Origin of the sequence: Clostridium magnum DSM 2767 (assembly GCF_001623875.1) — a bacterium.
GTDB classification, from domain to species: domain Bacteria; phylum Bacillota; class Clostridia; order Clostridiales; family Clostridiaceae; genus Clostridium_AM; species Clostridium_AM magnum.
This window is the reverse complement of record NZ_LWAE01000003.1, coordinates 537,581-557,413: the sequence shown is the minus strand read 5'-3', so window position 1 is coordinate 557,413 and position 19,833 is coordinate 537,581. Positions and strand designations below refer to the sequence as shown.

Below are 19,833 nucleotides of genomic sequence, written 5' to 3'. Positions count from 1 at the left end.
AGCTTATATGGATACAATAGTACAAAAATATGGAGGAACCTCTGTAGGAACTATAGATAAAATAAAAGCTGTTGCTAAAAAGGTAATAGATAGAAAGCAAAAGGGGGATAATGTTGTAGTTGTAGTTTCTGCAATGGGTAAATCAACAGATCACCTTATAGATATGGCGAAGCAGATTTCAGAAAATCCAAATAAAAGAGAAATGGATATGCTAGTATCTACTGGTGAACAGGTATCAATTTCTTTGTTGTCAATGGCATTTCATGAATTTGGGTTTGACTCTGTTTCATTGACAGGGTTTCAAGCAGGAATAAGGACAGAAGGTGCTCATACAAAAAATCGTATTTCTGATATAGATATCGAAAATGTTAAAAAACACTTAAATGATGGCAAAATAGTTGTTGTTGCTGGCTTTCAAGGTATAAACGAAAATGGAGATATAACAACATTAGGAAGAGGCGGGTCTGATACTACAGCTGTTGCCTTAGCTGCAAAGCTTAAATGTACTTGCGAAATATATACAGATGTTGAAGGAATATATAGTGTTGATCCAAGAGTTTGGCCTGATGCTAAAAAGCTAGATAATATAAGCTATGAAGAAATGATGGAAATGGCAAGCCTTGGGGCTGGTGTTATGGAAACAAGAGCCGTTGAAATAGGATGTAAATATAAAATACCTATTTATGTAGCATCAAGTCACGGAAATACTAAGGGAACTTATATAAAGGAGTATGATGAAACAATGGAAGGAAAAGCAATAACAGGTCTTTCAATTAGCGATGATGTTTTAATGGTTACGGTTAATAACGTACTACAAAACTCTAAAAATATAGCATTGGTATTTGAAAGATTAGCAAAATATAATGTAAATGTTGATATGATAAGTCAAACAGCTCCATTCAATGGATATGTAAATGTTTCTTTTACTACATCTAAAGAAGATGAAAAGACAATTGATCAAATAACTAAAGAGCTTAAAGAAGTAATAGAAGGAATTAAAGTATCTAAGGATTCAAATATAACTAAGGTATCTGTTGTTGGAATAGGTATGATGAAGCAAGCTGGAGTTGCAGCTGAGATATTCAGCATATTCTCAGATAACGATATTGAATTTAAGCAGGTAACTACTTCTGAAATAAGTATATCCTACACAATAGATGCTCAGGATAAGCAAAAAGCAGTAACAGTTTTAGCTAAAGCATTGAATTTATAAGATATAACTTAATCACAGGGGCTATTAATAGTTAATTATACTATAAAAAGTATTATGATAAAAAAATATTATATATGAGGTGATTGGAATGAAAAAAGCAAATGTTGGTATAGTTGGGGCAACTGGAATGGTAGGAAGAACATTTTTAAAGGTATTAGAGGAAAGAAATTTTCCTATTGATAACTTATATCTTTTCTCATCAAAGAAATCTGCAGGAAGTAAAGTAGAATTTATGGGTAAAGAGTATGTTGTAGAAGAGCTAACAGAAGATAATATTAAGAATAAAAAGATAGATTTTGCTTTATTCTCTGCTGGTGGAGATGTAAGCAAAGAGTATGCGCCTGTTTTTGCTAGATATGGTGCAGTTGTTATAGACAACAGTAGTGCTTGGAGAATGGATCCTGAAATACCACTAGTTGTACCAGAAGTAAATCCTGAAGACATCAAATGGAATAAAGGGATAATTGCAAATCCAAATTGTTCTACAATTCAAGCTATGGTTGCATTAAAGCCTTTACAAGATAAATATGGAATAAAAAGAATTATATATTCAACATACCAAGCTGTATCCGGTGCAGGGGTAGGTGGATACAATGATTTATATGAAGGTTATAAAGGAAACGCACCTAAGAAATTCCCATATCCTATAGCAGGTAACCTATTACCACACATTGATGTTTTCTTAGAAAACGGATATACAAAAGAAGAAATGAAAATGGTAGATGAAACTAAGAAAATACTTCACGATGATAATTTAAAAATTACAGCTACTACAGTTAGAGTTCCAGTAGCTTATGGACATAGTGAAAGCATTAATGTAGAACTAGAGAAAGAATTTGAACTAGCAGATATCTTTGAACTATATAAAAACGCTGATGGAGTAGTTTTAAAGGATGACGTAAAAAATCTAGTTTATCCAATGCCTATAGATGCAGCTGGTCATGATGAAGTTTTTGTTGGAAGAATTAGAAGAGACTTCAGCTCAGATAACGCTTTAAATTTATGGGTTGTTGCAGACAACATCAGAAAAGGTGCTGCTTCAAATGCAGTTCAGATTGCAGAGGTATTACTTAAAGATCTATAAAAAATAATAAAGAAATGTAAAGAATTAGGAGGAAATTATTATGTGTTTATTTGAAGGGTCAGGAGTGGCTATAGTCACCCCATATACAGAGAACGGAATCGATTATGAAAAATTGGGTGAAATAATAGATTGGCAAATAGAGAATAGTACAGACGCAATAATAATATGCGGAACTACAGGTGAATCTTCAACTATGACAGATGCAGAAAGAAGAAAGACTATAGAATTTGCAGTTAAAAGAGTAAACAAGAGAGTCCCAGTTATAGCTGGAACAGGAAGCAACAATACTGCTTATTCAATAGAATTAAGTAAATATGCAGAAGAAGTAGGAGCTGATGGATTATTAATAGTTACTCCTTATTACAACAAATGTACACAAAAGGGAGCTGTAGCACATTATAAGGCTATAGCTGATGCTGTAAAATTACCTATCATTCTTTACAATGTTCCAGGAAGAACTGGCTTTGGATTTAAAGCTACAACAGTATTAGAACTATCAAAAATAGAAAATATAAAAGCTATAAAAGAAGCCAGTGGAGATATAAGCTTAGTGGGTGAAATTGCTAGACTATGTGGAGAAGATTTTTATATCTACAGTGGTAATGACGATATGACACTTCCGGTTTTATCACTTGGAGGAAAAGGTGTAATATCTGTAGTTGCAAATATATTACCTAAAGATACTCATGATATGGTTATGGCATTCTTAAATGGTAATGTTAAAGAAGCAACAAGAGCACAGCTTAGAATGAACGGACTAGTAGGTGCCTTATTTATAGAAACTAATCCTATTCCTGTTAAGACAGCAATGAATCTTATGGGAATGAATGTTGGACAGTTTAGATTACCATTAACTGACATGGAGGAGGCTAACGTTAAGATATTAGCTAACTTTATGAAAGAATATGGTATTGACTTAAGGGGGTAAATTTATGTTAAAGCTAATAATTAATGGATGTAATGGAGCAATGGGACAAACGCTAACTAAAATAATAGGCGAAATGGAAGATGCAGAAATAGTTGCAGGTATAGATCAAAATCCAGAGAGATGTAAAAATAGCTACCCTGTTTATACTAATATACTGGATTCTAAAGAAGAAGCTGATGCTGTAATTGATTTTTCTAATCCAGGAAGTTTACCAGGCCTATTACAATATGGAACTAAAACATCAACAGCGCTTGTAATAGCAACAACAGGTTTATCTGCTGAAGATTTAGGGAAAATAAAAGAAGCTTCTGAAAAGATAGCTATATTCCAATCAGGAAACACATCCTTAGGAATCAACTTATTAACAAATTTAGTTAGAAAAGCAGCAGCTGTTTTAAATGAAACTTTTGATATAGAGATTATAGAGAAGCATCATAATAAAAAGATCGATGCGCCAAGTGGAACTGCATACATGCTAGCAAATGAAATAAATGATGAGTTAAACAATTCCAAAGAGTTTGTATATGGAAGAGAAGGACAAGTTGGAAAGAGAACTAAAAAGGAAATAGGTATCCATGCAGTTCGTGGAGGTACTATAGTAGGTGAACATACTGCTATATTTGCAGGATTGGATGAGGTAATAGAAATTAAACATACTGCAACATCAAAGGCTGTATTTGCTCAAGGTGCAATAAAGGCTGCTAAATTTATTGCTAAGCAAGATAAAGGCTTATACAATATGAAGGATGTACTTAAACTTGATTAAAAATAATTAAAAAAGACTAGTGAATTGCTTATTGTGCAGTTTACTAGTCTTTTTTAATGTTAAAAGTTAGTACGAGTAATGTCTGTTTATTGGTTAAAACATAGGTTAAAGAGATTAATATTTAAATAAAACTTTATTTTTTTATCACAGGAAAAAAAGAACAAGTACAATTTAGCTCTGTTATTAGTGGAAAATGGTTTTCTATTTTGAAATATATTTTTATGAAGGGTATTTCGGTGATATCTTTATTTAGAACTGAAAAGAATTTCAATAAATTCTTAGTGTTTTTTCCACCCTTAAACATTAACCCTTTATTAGGAACTTTTCCGCTTATCCAATTAAATACAATAGGAGTTATATCTATTTCTTCGCATATGCTTTTTTCATTTGTATAAAAACTTTTGTGTAGTGAAGAGACATATTCAGGTCTATTACTATAAGTTGTATATTTACTAAAGTATTCTGATAAAGGATATATTATATACTCACCCACATACGTGTTATTCATATTATGATTGTCATAATTACTGGAATTATAGTTATAATTGTTATCTTTACCATGTGATATAGGTTTTTTGAATAGAACCAAAGTTGCGCGCATATCTTTTATGTTTCCTGGGATTGAAGATATATCAAAATATAAGTAACTTATATATTTAATGGAGGATTCAGTTCCAATATATATATCGCTAATATTATCATTTGGAGATTTATTTGATATTGTTAAGCTTTTGATTGCAGGAATATCTAAACAAGGCATACATAACACCTCTAGAAATATTTATCTTTAGGGGGTTGAAACATAAAATTTCAAACCCTTCTAAATTGACTAGCTTATTTTAGAATATGAACCATATGCTTTTGCAGTTACGGTATCTGCGTCTGATGTAGCGGGAGTAATTGCAAGGTGGAAAGTATCTGTTCCTACCCAACTTCCTGCAGTATATTTGTTAGCCACAAAATAGTGTTCGGTTACTGCTGGCGCACTTTGTCTAACAAGAGAGACATCTACTAATACTGTAAAATCATAATCAGCAGATACTCCTTCTGCAGTTACTATTGTGGTAACTAGAGTACCGTCACTAGTTTGATTCAAAGTTAAATCTAGTTCTTTATTTAAAACTGTTGCCATAAAAATCATTCCCCTTTATGTTTTTTTTGAATTTCTCTATAATAGCATATGATATTCGTTCTTATTTGTTACTAATTTAGTATGCAAAATTGATTAAAAGAATATATATAATGATATTTAGTTTTTATTCTACATTAATGATTGTATATATAGAAAAACTAAATAAAAATAATGATATAGAAAATTCAATTATATCAAGTGTAGAAATGCCTGAAATTATATCGAAGCCTATAATTCGTTAAAATTTATCAATTAAGGATTGACTAAGGTGAAAAGAAAAATATCAGAAGTTCAGCTAATGACTGGAGTATCTTATATGATACCGATTATTGTAATAGGGGGAGTACTGATAGTTTTATCTATTGCCCTAAGTGGAGTAAAAGCAGGAACAGGTGCAAACGTTACTAATCCTATTTTGATAAAAATGATGAATATTGGAGCCAAAGCTTTTGGATTAATGGTTCCTGTTTTAGCTGGTTATATTGCTTTTGGTATAGCAGATAGACCAGGGCTTGCGCCAGGTCTTGTAGGCGGAGCATTAGCTAGTGAAATCGGAGCAGGATTCTTAGGTGGTATTGTAGCAGGTTTTATAGCGGGTTATACAGCAAAGTGGATAAAATCATGGAAAGTTCCAGCACAAATAAGAGCAATAATGCCTATATTTGTAATTCCTCTTCTAAGCGCTTTAGCAGTAGGTATAGTTATGTATATAGTCGGAGCACCTACAAGTAACCTTATGAAAGCATTGAAGATCACTTAAAGAAAAACAAATAGAATATTATTCTAGCTTTCCAATCACAATCATACAACATTGGGAAGCTAGTTCCATTTTTAGGATAACTGAATTATATTAAATATTAATCAGTTATTACAGTAGTAGCTTTATTATAATAGAGAGGAAGGTAAATTATGAACAGAATTATTAGATTAGAACTTGTTTTTAAGTATAGAGTCTGGGGTGGTACAAGATTAAAGCAATACTTTAATTGTGATATACCAACAGATAAGGCAGGAGAAGCTTGGGCTATCTCTGCACATAAAAATGGAGATTGTCAAAGTATTACTAAAAAGTGAAGAAAGTATAACCATTGATAAAATAGCTGAAAAAGTTAATGTATCAAATAAAACTGTTAGAAATGACCTGGAAAAAGTACAGGAAATCATAGAGGAAAATGGGTTAATTCTTTTAAAAAAAGCAGGGGTAGGAATAAGTGTTAATGGACCTGAAGAGAATAAAATTAATCTGTTACAAGCAATTACAAATAGAAATAATTATATAGAACCATATTCTTCTGAAGAAAGTTTACTATATTAAGAAAGCTATTCATGAGTAAAAAGAGGGTATTTGTTAATGAAATAGCAGAGGAATTATTTGTATCAAATACTACTATTCATAAAGATCTGGAAGAAGTTCAAAGATGGCTTGCAGATTTTAATTTGATTTTAATAAAAAAAGGAATCAAGGTATTGAGATTGAAGGGGAAGAAAATGATTATAGAAGAGCCATTTCAGAGTTAGTTTTTCAAATTAATAATTTAGAAAAGCAACAGCAATCATCTTATGTGGATTATGAAGGAAGACTAGATTATAAAACGAAAGAGCAGCTTAAATCAATAATTAATATAGATTATAAAAAATTAGAAGAATTAATAGCTAAAGTAGAAATAAGTATGGATTTTTCATTTTCTCAAGAAGCATATATAAGCTTATTGATGCACATTGCAATATGTATAAAAAGAATTAAAGAAGGAAATGATATTACTCTTTCACAAAAAGTTTTTAATAATATATATACTACTAAAGCATTTGAATGTGCAAAAGAGCTTAGCAAGGAGCTAGAATCTCATTTTAATATAAAGATTCCTGAACCTGAAACAGGATATATAACCCTTCATATATTAGGAAGTAAAATGCAGGAAAAAGACTTAGAGTATTTTCCGTTAAATAAAGTTGAGGAATTAAAATTAGAGGAACAAATAGCTAGAGACATGATAGAATTAGCAAGCAATTCTTTAAATATTGAGCTTGCAGAAGATAAAGCTTTTTTAAATGGATTAATATTGCATCTAAGGCCAACTATTAACCGATTAAGATATGGATTGAATTTAAAAAATCCTATGTTAGAGGAAATAAAAAGTAATTACCCAGAAGTATTTGGAATGGCTTGGATGTGTAATAGTATATTTGAGAAATATTTAGATTTAAAAATTCCAGAGTTGGAGATTGGATATATTGCTATTCATATCGGTGCAGCTGCTGAAAGAAATAGGAAAACAATAAAAACTTTAGTTATTTGCCATAGTGGCATTGGAACTTCACAATTGGTTTCCGCTAGATTAGAGAGGTCTTTTAAAGAGATAGAAACCATAGGTATTGTATCTTATGTAGATATAAAAGAGGAACTAATAGATAAGACGGAAATGATAATATCAACAGTACCTATAGATATAAATAAACCTGTTTTACTTATAAGCCCACTTATGACAAAAGAAGATACTAAAAAAATAGAAAAATATATTGAAAATAACTTAAATAAAACAAATGAAAAGGAAAAAAAGCCTATAAAAAAAGAGATTTTTTATAGAAGTAAAAAGTTTAATAAAAGAGAAGAAATTATTTATGATATGTGCAAAATTCTAATAGAAAAACAATATATAAATAGTCAATTTGAAAAGGATGTAATATCAAGAGAAAATATGATGTCAACAGAAGTTGGAAAAGGAATAGCAATTCCACATGGAAATCTAGAAAACGTTAAGGAGTCCTGTATTGCTCTAACGGTATTATAGCATCCTGTAAAATGGCACAGAATATGTTCAATTCGTATTTATGCTTTGCATAAGTGAAAAAGATAAAGGAAAAATGAAGAGTATAGTAAAGAAGCTATATGAAAAAATAGATGATTATAGCTATTTTGATGCATTAAAAAGCAATAAACATACTGGCATAAATATTTTAAATGAATTAGAATTTTAAGAAAAACCAAAAGAATCGTATAATCTTATACCCCTATTTACTACAGCTAAAGTAAGTAGGGGTATGTACTATATACTCTGTAAAAAAGTTTGAAGTTCTATGACTTCTTTTATAGTACCTTCCAACATTTGAGGTTTATTTTCAATTTCATCAGTATTTATGATTTCTATTTCTACTTCGTCAATAGACTTAAATAATTTATCATATAAATTTTTTATCATACTAATCACCTAAATACATAATATTTTAAAAATAAATTTTATCTATTATAATATATCGTACCAAATAATAGAAACTTTAGTGACTATTTTTTAATTATTTTAATAATGGAATTAAATTTGATTGAACATTGATATTGCATTATTAAATAATTTATGAAGCTTTGAAAAATGCCCCACATATTGCTTGGGCTACAGGAGGAAGTATGGCTCCCAAGGATACAATGGAACATTACTATAAGAAGAGAAAAGATATATTCGCTCGTAAAATATAATAAAATAGAACTTCTTATTATAAATTTTATACGAAAAAAAATTTTAATAGGACCATATTGCTATAAGCATATGGTCCTATTTTAAGTTTATTTGATAACTACTAGCTCTAATACTTTTAACTTTATAGTGAAATCATCTTCATAACGTCGAGAAGTGATTATTAATCTTCATCAGTGATAGTTTCTTCATCGTTAACTAATTCCACATTATTTAAATTTGACTTTCTATTATCTAAAGTATTGTGATTTACGTGTTCTGTAATCATGTTCTCAGGAGTGTTCATTATAAAGTTATGTAGATAAACTCTTCCTTGAGGAGAATTTGATATAGCATAGTTTTTACCATGCTTTTCATAGTAAACCCATGTATATCCGCTATTTAATACCTTATCTAAATCTTCTTTGTCTATCTTAGTTCTTGCCTTTTCTCTACCGTATTTATCTCTTAGTATTATAGAGATAGTTTTTTCGTCTTGTTTTTCATAATCATTAATACCTGCGTTTTGATTATATATTTCTATATTGCATCTTCTGTTATCAAGCGTATCTCCATTAATATGTCTAATAGGAGACTTAGGGTGTGCACCTAGAATAAATGAATGTAGAGTCTGTTTTTCTTTAGAAGGATAACTTACATTCTGAACTAAATAGCTGTTAAAGGTTTTATTCCATTCCGCGAACCAAGTACCCTTATCTAGCACCATCTTTAAATCTGCAGCGTCTATTTTAGTATCAATGATTGTTTCATCTTTTTTCTGCAATTTTATGTATGCAATGTTTCCTTTTATTTCATATTCATTAGCTTTGGCTTCATATTTACTTTTTATAATGATCAACCTCTTTCTTTTATTCCTTTATGGCATTATTCATATTAAATTTTACCAACATTGTTTATTATACCACATATTTGAAAGATGAATACTACAACATGGCGGTAATTTTCAGGCTATTCTCTTTGGAAAGGTCAATATATTTAGAGTCAACACTAATAATAGGTTCAGTAATAGCATGTGGCGGTATATACACAATCTCTCCAGACTGGCCGTTACTTAGCAGAACCTTTGATCCTACATAGCAAGCAGCTAAATTTTTTAAAAAAACATTCATTATATGTATGTCGAAACAGTGGATATTGCTATTCTGAAAGATTTGAAAAGCTTCAAAGGGAGTTTCTCTTTTTTTATATACTCGTTCCGAAGTAATTGCATCATACACATCCACAATAGCAATAATTTTAGAGTATAAACTCAACTCATTTTCGTTTATTCCCATAGGATATCCTGAACTGTCTGTTCTTTCATGATGCATTAAAATAGCTTTTTTTACTTCATCTGAAATACTATTTACTTTTTTCACGATATTATATCCGTAGAAAGGATGCTTTTTTATCTCCTCAAACTCATATGAATTTAATTTCCCTTTTTTATTTAAAATTTCAATTGGTACTTTTGTTTTCCCTATGTCATGAAGCATGCCAGCTTTAGCTACATCTTTAATTTCCCTTTCAGATAAGAATAACCATTTTGATAATAACATGCCGTATAGAGAGACATTTATACTATGATTATATGAATATTCATCTGCAGATCTTAATTCGTTAATCCATTTAACAGTGTAGTATTCATCATTTATAGAGCTATAAATAGAATTTGATATTTCATCTATTCTTTGAAAATTTATATTTTTTCCTTTAGATAAATCATTTATTAGTTCATTAATTTTTATGGCATTTTCTTTATAGTTTTTCTTTGACTTTAATAAAGTAGCATCAATAACTTTAGGTGATTCGTCCTTAGATGTCCCATATATCCAAATATACTTTATTTCAAATGTAACAAGTTTATTCTTTATATAATTATTTACAACTGTATTCTCTACAGCAATAATTGCACCATATTTACTTACTATTTTTTGTGCAATTACGTCTCCAGAAGTGCATTCTGAAACTAATATACATTTTTTCCCCATAATTATCTCCTTAAAAACATAAAACTTAATTTTTTAATTAATTTCATAATAATTATATCATTAAAATGAATTTTTTAGAATAATTTGGCATATAAAAGAGTTTTTATAAGCCGACACTGTTTTTTACAATGATGAAATTAATTAAGTTTTAATGATTATAATTCATTCAAATAAAAATAATTGCATTAAAATGAAAATGATAGTAGACTTTATAATAAAGGTTACATAGGGAGGAATAATTATGGATAAAACAATAGGTTTTATAGGATGCGGTAATATGTGTAAATCAATTATAGGTGGAATTGTTAAATCAAATATAGTTTTGCCAAGTAATATAATAGCATCTGGTTTAAATGAAAAAAACTTAAATGAAACTGCTGAAAAATATGGGATAAGAACAACTACTGATAATAATGAAGTGGCTAAAAATAGTGATATATTAGTTCTATCAGTAAAACCAAATATTTACCCAACTATTATTAAAGAAATAAAGAATCAGGTTAAGGATAATGTAATAATAGTAACAATTGCAGCGGGGAAATCTATTGAGAGCACTGAAGAGGCATTTGAGAGAAAACTAAAGGTAGTCAGAGTAATGCCTAATACACCAGCTTTAGTAGGAGAAGGTATGGCAGCTTTATGCACTAATGAAGAAGTAACAAAAGAAGAAACAGAGTTTATATTAAATATTTTTAATAGCTTTGGTAAGTCAGAAATAGTAAGCGAAAAATTAATGGATGTTGTAACTTCTGTTAGTGGTTCATCACCAGCTTATGTATATATGTTTATTGAAGCTATGGCAGATGCTGCTGTTTTAGATGGCATGCCAAGAAGTCAGGCATACAAGTTTGCAGCACAAGCAGTTCTTGGGTCAGCAAAGATGGTTCTTGAAACAGGAACACATCCAGGAGAACTTAAAGATATGGTTTGCTCTCCAGGGGGAACAACTATAGAAGCGGTAGCAACTCTTGAAGAAAAAGGATTAAGAGATGCAGTTATTTCAGCGATGAGAGTTTGTACTAAAAAGTCTAAGGAAATGTCTAAGTAGCGCTCAAATTTAATATATACAGATATTTATAATACTATATTTCAAGTATTGTTAATATAATATAATATAATATAATATAATATAATATAATATAATTTTAATATTTTACTAAGGGGGCAAATTGAATGTTCAAAACAAATGAGTATTTCGAAGGAAAAGTAAAATCAATTAGTTTCACTACAGCGGAAGGTCCTGCAACAATTGGAGTTATGGCTGTGGGAGAGTATGAATTCGGAACATCAAGTAAAGAAATTATGACAGTAACAAGTGGAATGCTAATAATAAAACTTCCAGGAACCGATGAATGGAAGGAATTCAAGCAAAATGAAACATTTGTTATAGAGGCAAATAATAAATTTAGGTTAAAAGTTAAAGAAGAGACTTCATATCTTTGTTTATATAGATAAACACGGCTGAAAATTGACTTATCCTGCGGGATATAAAACCAATCTTTAGCATGTTAAATGTTTTTTAGTAGTCTAAAAATCAGGATTCGTGAAAAACTTATAAAATCGTTATATTGACGATATTATTATATTGTAGTAATATGTCTTTGTAGGAAGAAATTAAATATTGAAAAATTAACAAGTAAACCCGGGGGGGCTGGTGTTACCAGCTGAGATTAAGAATAAAATTCTTAGACCCTATAACCTGATCTGGGTAATGCCAGCGTAGGAAGAGGATTTATATATTTTAAAAATGATTTATAATTTTAAAAATATAGGTACAAACCTCTTTGAGGTTTGTACCTTTTTTGTAACTCGTTATAATAAAATTGGGGGAATTAAAATGAAATTTTCAGAAAGTCTATATGAAAGTGTGGAAGATATTTGGCAATCTTATTATGAACATCCTTTTGTAAAGGGTATAGGTAATGGTACTTTAGAGATAGATAAATTTAAATTTTACATGATTCAAGATTATCTCTATTTATTAGATTATGCTAAGGTTTATGCATTAGGAATAGTTAAAGCTGACACAGAAGAGGTTATGCAGGGTTTTTCAACCATGGTTAATAGCATACTAAATGGTGAGATGAGTATTCATCGTTCTTATATGAAGAGACTAGGAATAACTTCTGAGGAGCTGAAAAATGCCAAAGCTTCCCTTGATAATATTTCATATACTCATTATATGCTGGCTGTTTCACAAATGGGTACTTTAGCAGATCTTTCAGTATCATTACTATCTTGTATGTGGAGTTATTTGGAGATTGGGAAAAACCTAAGTGCAATTCCAGGTTCCACAGAACATGAGTTTTATGGAGAATGGGTAAAGGGATATATATCAAAAGAATATGAAGAATGTACTCAATGGCTTATTGATTTAGTAGATAATCTTGCAGAGAATATGTCGGAGAAAGAGCTTCAAAAATTAAAAGAGATATTTATAAATACTAGTAAATATGAATATATGTTTTGGAAAATGTCATATAACAAGGGGATGTAACTTTTTATGTTGAAATTCTGTAATGTAAATTTTAAATATGAAAATGACTCAAAGCTTCTTATGAAGGATTTAAGCTTTGATGTAGATAAGGAAGAATTCATAAGTATAATAGGGCCAAGTGGTTGTGGTAAGAGCAGCATATTTAGGTTAATCTCAGGACTTGAAAGGAATTATGATGGAGACATTTTCATTAATAACAATAATATTAAAACTTTAAAGGGATACATAGGATATATGCCTCAGAGAGATTTATTAATATCCTGGAGAACTATTTTAGAAAATACTTCACTACCGCTAGAGATTGCTGGGAAAAAGTCAAAGGAAGCTGAGGAAGAAGCAAAAAAACTTTTAGAAAAGTTTGGTCTTGATAAATACAAAAATAAATATCCAAAAGATTTATCTGGTGGAATGAGACAAAGAGTTTCTTTTATTAGAACTTTACTTACTGGCTCAGAGATTATGCTCCTAGATGAACCTTTTAGTGCTTTAGATGCTATAACTAAAATTTCTATGCAGGAATGGCTTCTAACTCAATGGTCTACACTTAAAAAAACTATATTGTTTATAACACATGATGTAGAAGAAGCTTTATTTTTATCCAGTAAAATATTTGTCATTTCTGAAAAGCCTATTACAAAATTAAAGGAAGTAAAAGTTCCAATTGGATATCCTAGAGATAGACATATGTTAAATAGGCCAGAGGTAATAAGTATAAAAGAAGAACTAGTAAATGAATTGAAGCAGAGGATTGAACTATGAAGAAGTATAAATCATCAATAATTGTAGGTATTATATTTTTTATAATTTGGGAAGTTATTGCAAGAATTATAGATGCAGCTTATATACTTCCTTCTCCAAGCAAGATCTTAGAGAAAGCTTGGCAGTTAAAGGAGATTCTTTTTCTGGTGCATCTTCCAGCTACATTATTAGTTATGTCTATAGGTCTTTTTATATCAATAGTTCTAGGAGTAGCATTGGCTGTAGCTATGAGTTTAAGTGAAAAAGTAGAGAAGGCGATATATCCTATTGTAGTGGTGACCCAAACGGTGCCAATCACAGCGTTAGCACCAATATTTGTGCTTTGGTTTGGATATAGTATTTGGAGCAAAGTCATAGTAACTATATTGATAACTTTCTTCCCAATTACAGTGAATGTATATGACGGTCTTCGCTCAACTAAAAGGGAAATGGAAGAATTGTTAATTACTTATGGAGCAACTAAGAAACAAGTGTTTCTTAAATTAAAGCTTCCTTCATCAATGCCTTACTTTTTTTCAGCACTGAAGGTAGCGGTTCCACTAAGTGTAATCGGTGCAGCAATTAGTGAATGGCTTGGTGCTCAGTCTGGATTAGGTTATTTCAGTAAAAGGATGATGACACAACTAGATGGGGCGGCAGTTTTTGCTCCTATAGTAATATTATCCTTTGTAGCAATAATTTTGGTTTCTATAATTAATATATTAGAAAATAAAATAGTAAAATGGAGGAATGAAGTGTGAAAAAATTAAGAGCTGTATTATTTTTATTAATTTCCCTATGTCTAATATTTTCAGGCTGCGGAAACAAAAAAACTGCTGAAGATACTTCTAGTAAGCTAGAAGAAGTGGACTTAGTATTAGATTGGTATCCCAATGCAATACATACTTTTATATATGCTGCTATAGAAAATGGATATTTTAAGGAAGAGGGATTGAAGGTTAATATTAAATATCCATCTAATGCAACAGATCCTTTAACTCTACCAGCAGCAGGAAAGGCAACAATAGGAATCTATTACCAACCAGATATAGTAATGGCAAGAAGTAATGAAAAGGTTCCGATAAAATCTATTGGAGCAATAGTGCATACACCACTAAATGTTATTATTTCTTTAAAAGAGAAAAATATAAATACTCCAAAGGATTTGAGTGGCAAAACTATTGGATATTCAGGAAATCCTCTAAATACAGAGTATGTTAAGACTATGGTAAAAGCAGATGGTGGAGATCCCAATTCAATAAAAATAGTGGATGTGGGATTTGAACTCCTCTCTTCAATGATAACAAAGAAAGTTGATGCTACTACTGGTGGGCTAGTAAATCATGAAGTGCCAGTGCTAGAACATGAAGGTCATCCAGTAAATTACTTTGACCCAGCTAAATATGGAGTTCCTAATTATTATGAGGAAGTTTTTGTTGCAAGCGATAAAACTTTAAAAGAAAAACCTGAAACATTAAAGAAATTTTTAAAAGCTGCACAAAAAGGATATGAATTTACAAAAAATGATCCGGATAAATCCCTAAAGATATTATTGAATAATCAACAAAAGGATAATTTTCCCCTTATAGAAGAAGTAGAAAAGAAAAGTATTAATATACTCCTTCCAAAGATGGCGTCAGAAAAAGAACCATTTTTGTATCAGGATAAACAAGTTTGGGAGAATAACATAGATTGGTTATACAAACAGGGCTTGATAAAAGAAAAGGTTAAAGCAGAAGATTGCTTTGTAAATCTAAATGATGTTAAATAGATCTCTAGTTTAATATTGTTGAGTTAACTGATAAATGAGCCTGTATCTTTAGTAAAAAGATACAGGCTTCAACTTTAAAATACATTAAAGATTATGTTTAGGATTTTTAGATACCACTTCGATTGCTTGAGTCAGTTTACTTATAATATCTGTCTTGAATTGTTGATTTAATTCATTTAACCTTGAATATATAGTTCCCTTCTCAGTAACAACATATAAGGGTTTTAAGTTATTTAAAGCTATAGCTTTAATATCGTCAGTGCACTTTTCGCACTTACATATACCTGGATACTTATCCAGAACAAGCGGAAGATTTTCCTCAACGATATACTCCATATAATTTCTAATCATCTTTACCCCCAGCATTATAAATACTATCATTTCTAGGATAGGTTTATGTATAAATTATACAATATTAATACAAGTAAAGCAAAGAGGATTTACATTTCATTGCCAGCAGTAGAATTAAATTTTATTTACAATATTTTGACCGAACTGGCTACATCTTATTAAGCCTTCTTCATCAGGATTCCATAACTCTCTTATCCCATCATTTATCAGTTCAAAACCTGCCTTGTTTAATTCCTCAGAAATTATTTTTATGGATTCACCACCCCAGCCGTAGCTGCCAAAGGCTGCTGCTTTTTTCTCCTTAAAGCCAAGACCTTTTATCATTTCTAATATTGATGCGGTTGAGGATAAGATTCCTTTATTTATAGTAGAAGAGCCTACAAGTATTGCTTTGGATTTGAACACTTCAGATATAATATCATTTTTATCAGCTTTTGATGAATTAAATATTTTAATTGTAAGATCTTTATCTTTGGATTTAATACCATCAGCAATGGCTTCGGCAATTCTTCTTGTGCTATTCCACATGGTGTCATATATTAAAGTTATTTGATTTTCTTTATAATTTTTTGCCCATTCCATATACTTACTTATTATCTGAATCGGATTATCTCTCCATATTACACCATGGCTAGGGCATATCATGTCAACAGGTAAATTAAAACTTAGCACTTCTTCAATCTTTTTTACTACTAATGAACTATAAGGGGTTAGTATATTAGCATAGTATTTTAGTGCCTCCTGCATTAGTTCTGCATTATCTACCTTATCATTATACATTGATTCTGACGCATAGTGCTGTCCAAATGCATCATTACTAAATAATATATTTTCACCAGTTAGGTAAGTAAACATACTATCTGGCCAATGAAGCATTCTTGCTTCTACAAATATTAATTTACTACTTCCTAAATCTAGGGTGTCTCCAGTTTTAACCTCAACAAAATTCCAGTCCTGATGGTAATGACCCTTTATTATTTTAGCACCAGCTTTAGTGCAGTAAATAGGAGTATTGGGTATTTCTTTCATTAGCTCAGATAGCGCTCCGCTGTGATCTGGTTCCGCGTGATTTGCAATTATATAATCTATTTTGTTTAAATCTATTTGGTTTCTTAAGTTTGCCAAAAATTCTTTTGAAAATGGCTGCCAGACGGTATCTATTAAAACTGTTTTTTCATCTTTGATTAAGTAAGAATTATAGGAAGATCCTCTATGGGTAGAGTATTCTTCTCCATGAAACGTCCTTAGTTCCCAGTCTGTTTTGCCAACCCATTTAACTTTATCGTTAATTTTAAAACTCATATAACTTCCTCCAAATTGTACTATAATCTTAATACAACAGCTTAAAATATTTTATTAATATTATGAGCTAAAATATGCTGAATTATTAATAGAGTATTAATGATTAGCCTATATTTAATTGAGTGTTAATTGCTTAAACTAACTTAAATATAGAGCAAGCAAAATGAAAACCACCAACTAGCTAAAATGGCTAGTTGGTGGTTAAAACCTTAAAACACCAAAATAATTGCAATATATGCTTCTATACTGTATGCTTTAGCCTGTATCCCAGCTTTTGAGCTTTATAGTAGCAAGATACCAGTCCTGCAACATCATATCTAGCATCATGGAATCCAACATCATCACAAGCAAAAAGTTTTTTAGCACCTTTTAGCACTGTATCCTTATCTACATTAAGAAAATCCATTGTCTCTTCTAATCTAGGTTTTTTTAATCTTCCAGTTTTTGTTTTTGCTTGCACTATGTCTTTAAAGTATTCCATAGTACAAAAAAATTCAGATGGAGTCCAATTTATATTAAATATTCTATTAAATTCTGCAGAAACAAATTTTTTATCAAAATTAACATTATGAGCAACAAATATACCACCTTTTAAATCTTGTGCTACTTCCTCAGCAACAGATTTGAAAGTTTGACCATTGGATAAACGTCCTAAGGTTTTTACATCAAATCCATGTATTGCTTGAGCAGAAGGCTCAACATAGTTTACTGCAAAAAAGAAGTTTTTGGCACAACAAACCTTTTCTGATCCTTCTGCATTGGTATCACAAATGCAATATGTGAGTTGTAAGATTTCACCAGGCTCTAAGCCAGTAGTTTCTGTATCTAAAAAAACTTTTTTCATAAGTATAATAATCTCCTTCATAGACATAAAATATTATGTATACATTATAATATGTGTGTTTGCATAAAGTCTACTTTTCTTTAAGTGTAAGATTAACCTAATATAATAAAAAGCTCTTATGGTAATTAAATAAACCATAGAGCTTATGTTTGCTGAAATTAGTAATTTATGAAACTGTATGTAAGTTAATTATGAATGTTATTATAAAGTCCTTAAATTTCAATTTATATGCTTTCTTCAGAAGTATTAACAAGTAACTTCTCAATGCATGATTTGCCACCAGGGCAATTTTCAATATGGTCCTTAATTTTTTCAGCAATTTCTACAGTATTAATGCCTATGCTTTCAAATATAGACCCAATTTGAATTAAGCGCTGAGTTCTTTCGCTCTCAATTTTATTATCCATGACTAATCTCCCCCTAAAAAATTCTATATTATAAATATAGCATTAAGTAAGGCTTAAATCAAATAGAGAAAAGGACTATAGACGAAGGTATTTATCTCTGGATAAGCAAGTTACAGGAGATAAAAGTATTAGTTTTTCAATTTAAGTTATTTAAATACTAGCGTCATGACATTATCCTCATGGTGATGTTAAATATACTATCCACAGCATATTTAACATCTTTCAAGCTATTAGCATGTCCAAAACTAAATCTAACAGTACCTGCAGGGAAGGTTCCTAAGGTTTGATGGGCAGACGGGGCACAGTGAAGACCACATCTAGTCAAAATATTAAAGTCCTTACATAAAGTAAAAGCTACAGCTGCATTATCAAAATCAAAAGGAGTAAAATCAAGGGACACCACAGCAGTTCTATTTTTTATGCCATCTAAGCCTATTAATTTTACTTTAGGCATATTTTTAATTTCTGATATAAACTTTTCTGTTAAATATAATTCTTTTTCTCTTATATAGGATAGGCCTATTTCTTCAATATATTTTAGGGAAGCATTTAGTCCAAATACCCCAGGAATGTTCATAGTTCCACTTTCAAACTTGTCCGGCATATACTCTGGTTGATATTCACTATCTGAAGCACTTCCAGTACCACCTTCAATTAAAGGTGATATCATTGAAGCTAGTTTGTCATTAATTATAAAACCACCAATTCCCTGAGGACCTAGTAATCCTTTATGTCCAGTAAAAGCTATAGCATCTGCATTAAGTTTTTTCATATCTATATCCAAAAATCCAGCACTTTGGGCAGTATCTACTATAAAATATAGATTCTTTAATTTACAGAATTCACCTACTTCTTTTAAAGGTAAAATAGTACCACATACATTAGAGGCTTCAGTCATGATTACTGCTTTTGTGTTTGGTTGTATGTATTTTTCTAGTTGTTCAATATAAAGTTCTCCCTTGTTAGAACAAGGAATTTTAGAAAAGTTAATATCTCTTTTACACAATGAGTTTAAAGGACGCATAACAGCATTATGTTCTATGGAAGACACTATTACATGATCATTAGGTTTTAGAAGACCTTTTATTAGTACATTCAAGCTTTCAGTTATGTTTTTTGTAAAGATGACATTTTCAGCGGTTTCAAAGTTAAATATTGAACAAATTAATTCACGAGTTTCATAAACTATTCTTTCAGTCTGAAAAGCATCTTCATAAGTACCTCTGTTTATGTTGCAGCCTATATTTGTTATATAATTAGTGATAACCTCTGCTACATTAGGTGCCTTGGGATAACTAGTTGCACCGTTATCTAAATAAACTTTAGTCATACAAAATCTCCTCCTCTTACTTAAATATTATAC

27 protein-coding genes and 1 riboswitch are annotated in these 19,833 nt (G+C 30.4%); of the genes, 17 read left to right on the top strand and 10 right to left on the bottom strand.

Annotated elements, in window-relative coordinates; genetic code table 11:
• Positions 1-7 precede the first annotated feature (7 nt).
• The 4 genes from CLMAG_RS16030 (at position 8) to dapB (ending at position 3,991) form a co-directional block, all read left to right on the top strand.
• Positions 8-1,213 (top strand): aspartate kinase, encoded by a 1,206-nt coding sequence (locus CLMAG_RS16030; protein WP_066624579.1) that lies wholly within the window; start codon positions 8-10, stop codon positions 1,211-1,213.
• Between the two features lie 88 nt (positions 1,214-1,301).
• Positions 1,302-2,297, top strand: coding sequence for an aspartate-semialdehyde dehydrogenase (locus CLMAG_RS16025; protein WP_066624577.1), 996 nt, complete (start codon positions 1,302-1,304; stop codon positions 2,295-2,297).
• A gap of 40 nt (positions 2,298-2,337) precedes the next feature.
• Positions 2,338-3,225 carry a 4-hydroxy-tetrahydrodipicolinate synthase gene (gene dapA / locus CLMAG_RS16020; RefSeq protein ID WP_066624574.1) on the top strand — a complete coding sequence of 296 codons (888 nt, stop codon included), beginning with the start codon at positions 2,338-2,340 and terminating at the stop codon, positions 3,223-3,225.
• A gap of 4 nt (positions 3,226-3,229) precedes the next feature.
• Entirely contained in the window at positions 3,230-3,991 is a 762-nt protein-coding gene (gene dapB / locus CLMAG_RS16015) for a 4-hydroxy-tetrahydrodipicolinate reductase (RefSeq protein WP_066624572.1), read from the top strand.
• A gap of 133 nt (positions 3,992-4,124) precedes the next feature.
• On the opposite strand, the gene CLMAG_RS16010 is transcribed toward dapB, so the two are convergent.
• Positions 4,125-4,751: a DNRLRE domain-containing protein gene (locus CLMAG_RS16010; RefSeq protein ID WP_066624566.1), complete on the bottom strand. Its 627-nt coding sequence runs from the start codon at positions 4,749-4,751 to the stop codon at positions 4,125-4,127.
• Positions 4,752-4,820: 69 nt separating this feature from the next.
• Entirely contained in the window at positions 4,821-5,123 is a 303-nt protein-coding gene (locus tag CLMAG_RS16005) for a hypothetical protein (RefSeq protein ID WP_066624563.1), read from the bottom strand.
• 110 nt (positions 5,124-5,233) lie between these two features.
• Between CLMAG_RS16005 and CLMAG_RS34365 the strand changes: the two genes are divergently transcribed.
• The 7 genes from CLMAG_RS34365 (at position 5,234) to CLMAG_RS34360 (ending at position 8,099) form a co-directional block, all read left to right on the top strand.
• A complete protein-coding gene (locus tag CLMAG_RS34365) occupies positions 5,234-5,365 on the top strand; it encodes a hypothetical protein (RefSeq protein WP_278330768.1) in 132 nt (43 codons plus the stop codon).
• A gap of 26 nt (positions 5,366-5,391) precedes the next feature.
• Positions 5,392-5,883 (top strand): PTS transporter subunit EIIC, encoded by a 492-nt coding sequence (locus CLMAG_RS16000; protein WP_066624560.1) that lies wholly within the window; start codon positions 5,392-5,394, stop codon positions 5,881-5,883.
• Positions 5,884-6,032: 149 nt separating this feature from the next.
• Positions 6,033-6,197, top strand: a complete 165-nt coding sequence (locus CLMAG_RS32500; protein WP_161486985.1) for a hypothetical protein — start codon at positions 6,033-6,035, stop codon at positions 6,195-6,197.
• Positions 6,166-6,438 carry an HTH domain-containing protein gene (locus CLMAG_RS30865; protein WP_082831956.1) on the top strand — a complete coding sequence of 91 codons (273 nt, stop codon included), beginning with the start codon at positions 6,166-6,168 and terminating at the stop codon, positions 6,436-6,438. Before CLMAG_RS32500 ends, CLMAG_RS30865 begins: the two co-directional genes overlap by 32 nt.
• 11 nt (positions 6,439-6,449) lie before the next feature.
• Positions 6,450-6,641, top strand: coding sequence for an HTH domain-containing protein (locus CLMAG_RS30860; RefSeq protein WP_082831955.1), 192 nt, complete (start codon positions 6,450-6,452; stop codon positions 6,639-6,641).
• A 44-nt stretch (positions 6,642-6,685) separates the two neighbouring features.
• Complete coding sequence (locus CLMAG_RS30855) at positions 6,686-7,912, top strand: BglG family transcription antiterminator (RefSeq protein WP_082831954.1); 1,227 nt, start codon at positions 6,686-6,688, stop codon at positions 7,910-7,912.
• Positions 7,913-7,952: 40 nt separating this feature from the next.
• Positions 7,953-8,099 (top strand): hypothetical protein, encoded by a 147-nt coding sequence (locus CLMAG_RS34360; RefSeq protein WP_139264105.1) that lies wholly within the window; start codon positions 7,953-7,955, stop codon positions 8,097-8,099.
• Positions 8,100-8,167: 68 nt separating this feature from the next.
• Here CLMAG_RS34360 and CLMAG_RS32495 read toward each other — a convergent pair whose 3' ends face one another.
• The 3 genes from CLMAG_RS32495 to CLMAG_RS15985 form a co-directional block, all read right to left on the bottom strand.
• Positions 8,168-8,320 carry a hypothetical protein gene (locus tag CLMAG_RS32495; RefSeq protein ID WP_161486984.1) on the bottom strand — a complete coding sequence of 51 codons (153 nt, stop codon included), beginning with the start codon at positions 8,318-8,320 and terminating at the stop codon, positions 8,168-8,170.
• Between the two features lie 433 nt (positions 8,321-8,753).
• A complete protein-coding gene (locus CLMAG_RS15990; protein WP_066624557.1) occupies positions 8,754-9,428 on the bottom strand; it encodes a hypothetical protein in 675 nt (224 codons plus the stop codon).
• An 85-nt stretch (positions 9,429-9,513) separates the two neighbouring features.
• The gene (locus CLMAG_RS15985; protein ID WP_066624554.1) at positions 9,514-10,560 is read right to left on the bottom strand and encodes an HD-GYP domain-containing protein; all 1,047 of its coding nucleotides are present in this window, start codon (positions 10,558-10,560) and stop codon (positions 9,514-9,516) included.
• 241 nt (positions 10,561-10,801) lie between these two features.
• On the opposite strand from CLMAG_RS15985, the gene proC reads away from it, so the two are divergent.
• From proC to CLMAG_RS15955, 6 genes are all read left to right on the top strand, one after another.
• Positions 10,802-11,608, top strand: coding sequence for a pyrroline-5-carboxylate reductase (gene proC, locus CLMAG_RS15980; RefSeq protein WP_066624551.1), 807 nt, complete (start codon positions 10,802-10,804; stop codon positions 11,606-11,608).
• Between the two features lie 125 nt (positions 11,609-11,733).
• On the top strand, positions 11,734-12,015 hold the full coding sequence (gene ppnP, locus CLMAG_RS15975) for a pyrimidine/purine nucleoside phosphorylase (RefSeq protein WP_066624547.1): 282 nt from the start codon (positions 11,734-11,736) through the stop codon (positions 12,013-12,015).
• Positions 12,016-12,194: 179 nt separating this feature from the next.
• A riboswitch (TPP riboswitch) is annotated at positions 12,195-12,304 on the top strand.
• A 93-nt stretch (positions 12,305-12,397) separates the two neighbouring features.
• Positions 12,398-13,057, top strand: coding sequence for a thiaminase II (tenA, locus tag CLMAG_RS31790; RefSeq protein WP_066625067.1), 660 nt, complete (start codon positions 12,398-12,400; stop codon positions 13,055-13,057).
• Positions 13,058-13,063: 6 nt separating this feature from the next.
• Positions 13,064-13,816, top strand: coding sequence for an ABC transporter ATP-binding protein (locus CLMAG_RS31785; RefSeq protein ID WP_066624545.1), 753 nt, complete (start codon positions 13,064-13,066; stop codon positions 13,814-13,816).
• On the top strand, positions 13,813-14,556 hold the full coding sequence (locus CLMAG_RS15960; protein WP_066624543.1) for an ABC transporter permease: 744 nt from the start codon (positions 13,813-13,815) through the stop codon (positions 14,554-14,556). The genes CLMAG_RS31785 and CLMAG_RS15960 overlap by 4 nt, the downstream gene beginning before the upstream one ends.
• Positions 14,553-15,566, top strand: a complete 1,014-nt coding sequence (locus tag CLMAG_RS15955; RefSeq protein WP_066624541.1) for an ABC transporter substrate-binding protein — start codon at positions 14,553-14,555, stop codon at positions 15,564-15,566. Before CLMAG_RS15960 ends, CLMAG_RS15955 begins: the two co-directional genes overlap by 4 nt.
• Positions 15,567-15,650: 84 nt before the next feature.
• On the opposite strand, the gene CLMAG_RS15950 is transcribed toward CLMAG_RS15955, so the two are convergent.
• The 5 genes from CLMAG_RS15950 to CLMAG_RS15930 all read right to left on the bottom strand — a co-directional run bounded on the left by CLMAG_RS15950 (position 15,651) and on the right by CLMAG_RS15930 (position 19,800).
• Positions 15,651-15,917: a late competence development ComFB family protein gene (locus CLMAG_RS15950; RefSeq protein WP_066624534.1), complete on the bottom strand. Its 267-nt coding sequence runs from the start codon at positions 15,915-15,917 to the stop codon at positions 15,651-15,653.
• 114 nt (positions 15,918-16,031) lie between these two features.
• Positions 16,032-17,219 carry an anaerobic nitric oxide reductase flavorubredoxin gene (locus tag CLMAG_RS15945; protein WP_066624532.1) on the bottom strand — a complete coding sequence of 396 codons (1,188 nt, stop codon included), beginning with the start codon at positions 17,217-17,219 and terminating at the stop codon, positions 16,032-16,034.
• Between the two features lie 241 nt (positions 17,220-17,460).
• Positions 17,461-18,063, bottom strand: coding sequence for a 3'-5' exonuclease (locus CLMAG_RS15940; RefSeq protein ID WP_066624530.1), 603 nt, complete (start codon positions 18,061-18,063; stop codon positions 17,461-17,463).
• Positions 18,064-18,287: 224 nt separating this feature from the next.
• A complete protein-coding gene (locus CLMAG_RS15935; RefSeq protein WP_066624528.1) occupies positions 18,288-18,470 on the bottom strand; it encodes a hypothetical protein in 183 nt (60 codons plus the stop codon).
• A gap of 163 nt (positions 18,471-18,633) precedes the next feature.
• Positions 18,634-19,800 carry an aminotransferase class V-fold PLP-dependent enzyme gene (locus CLMAG_RS15930; RefSeq protein WP_066624526.1) on the bottom strand — a complete coding sequence of 389 codons (1,167 nt, stop codon included), beginning with the start codon at positions 19,798-19,800 and terminating at the stop codon, positions 18,634-18,636.
• Positions 19,801-19,833: the final 33 nt, after the last annotated feature.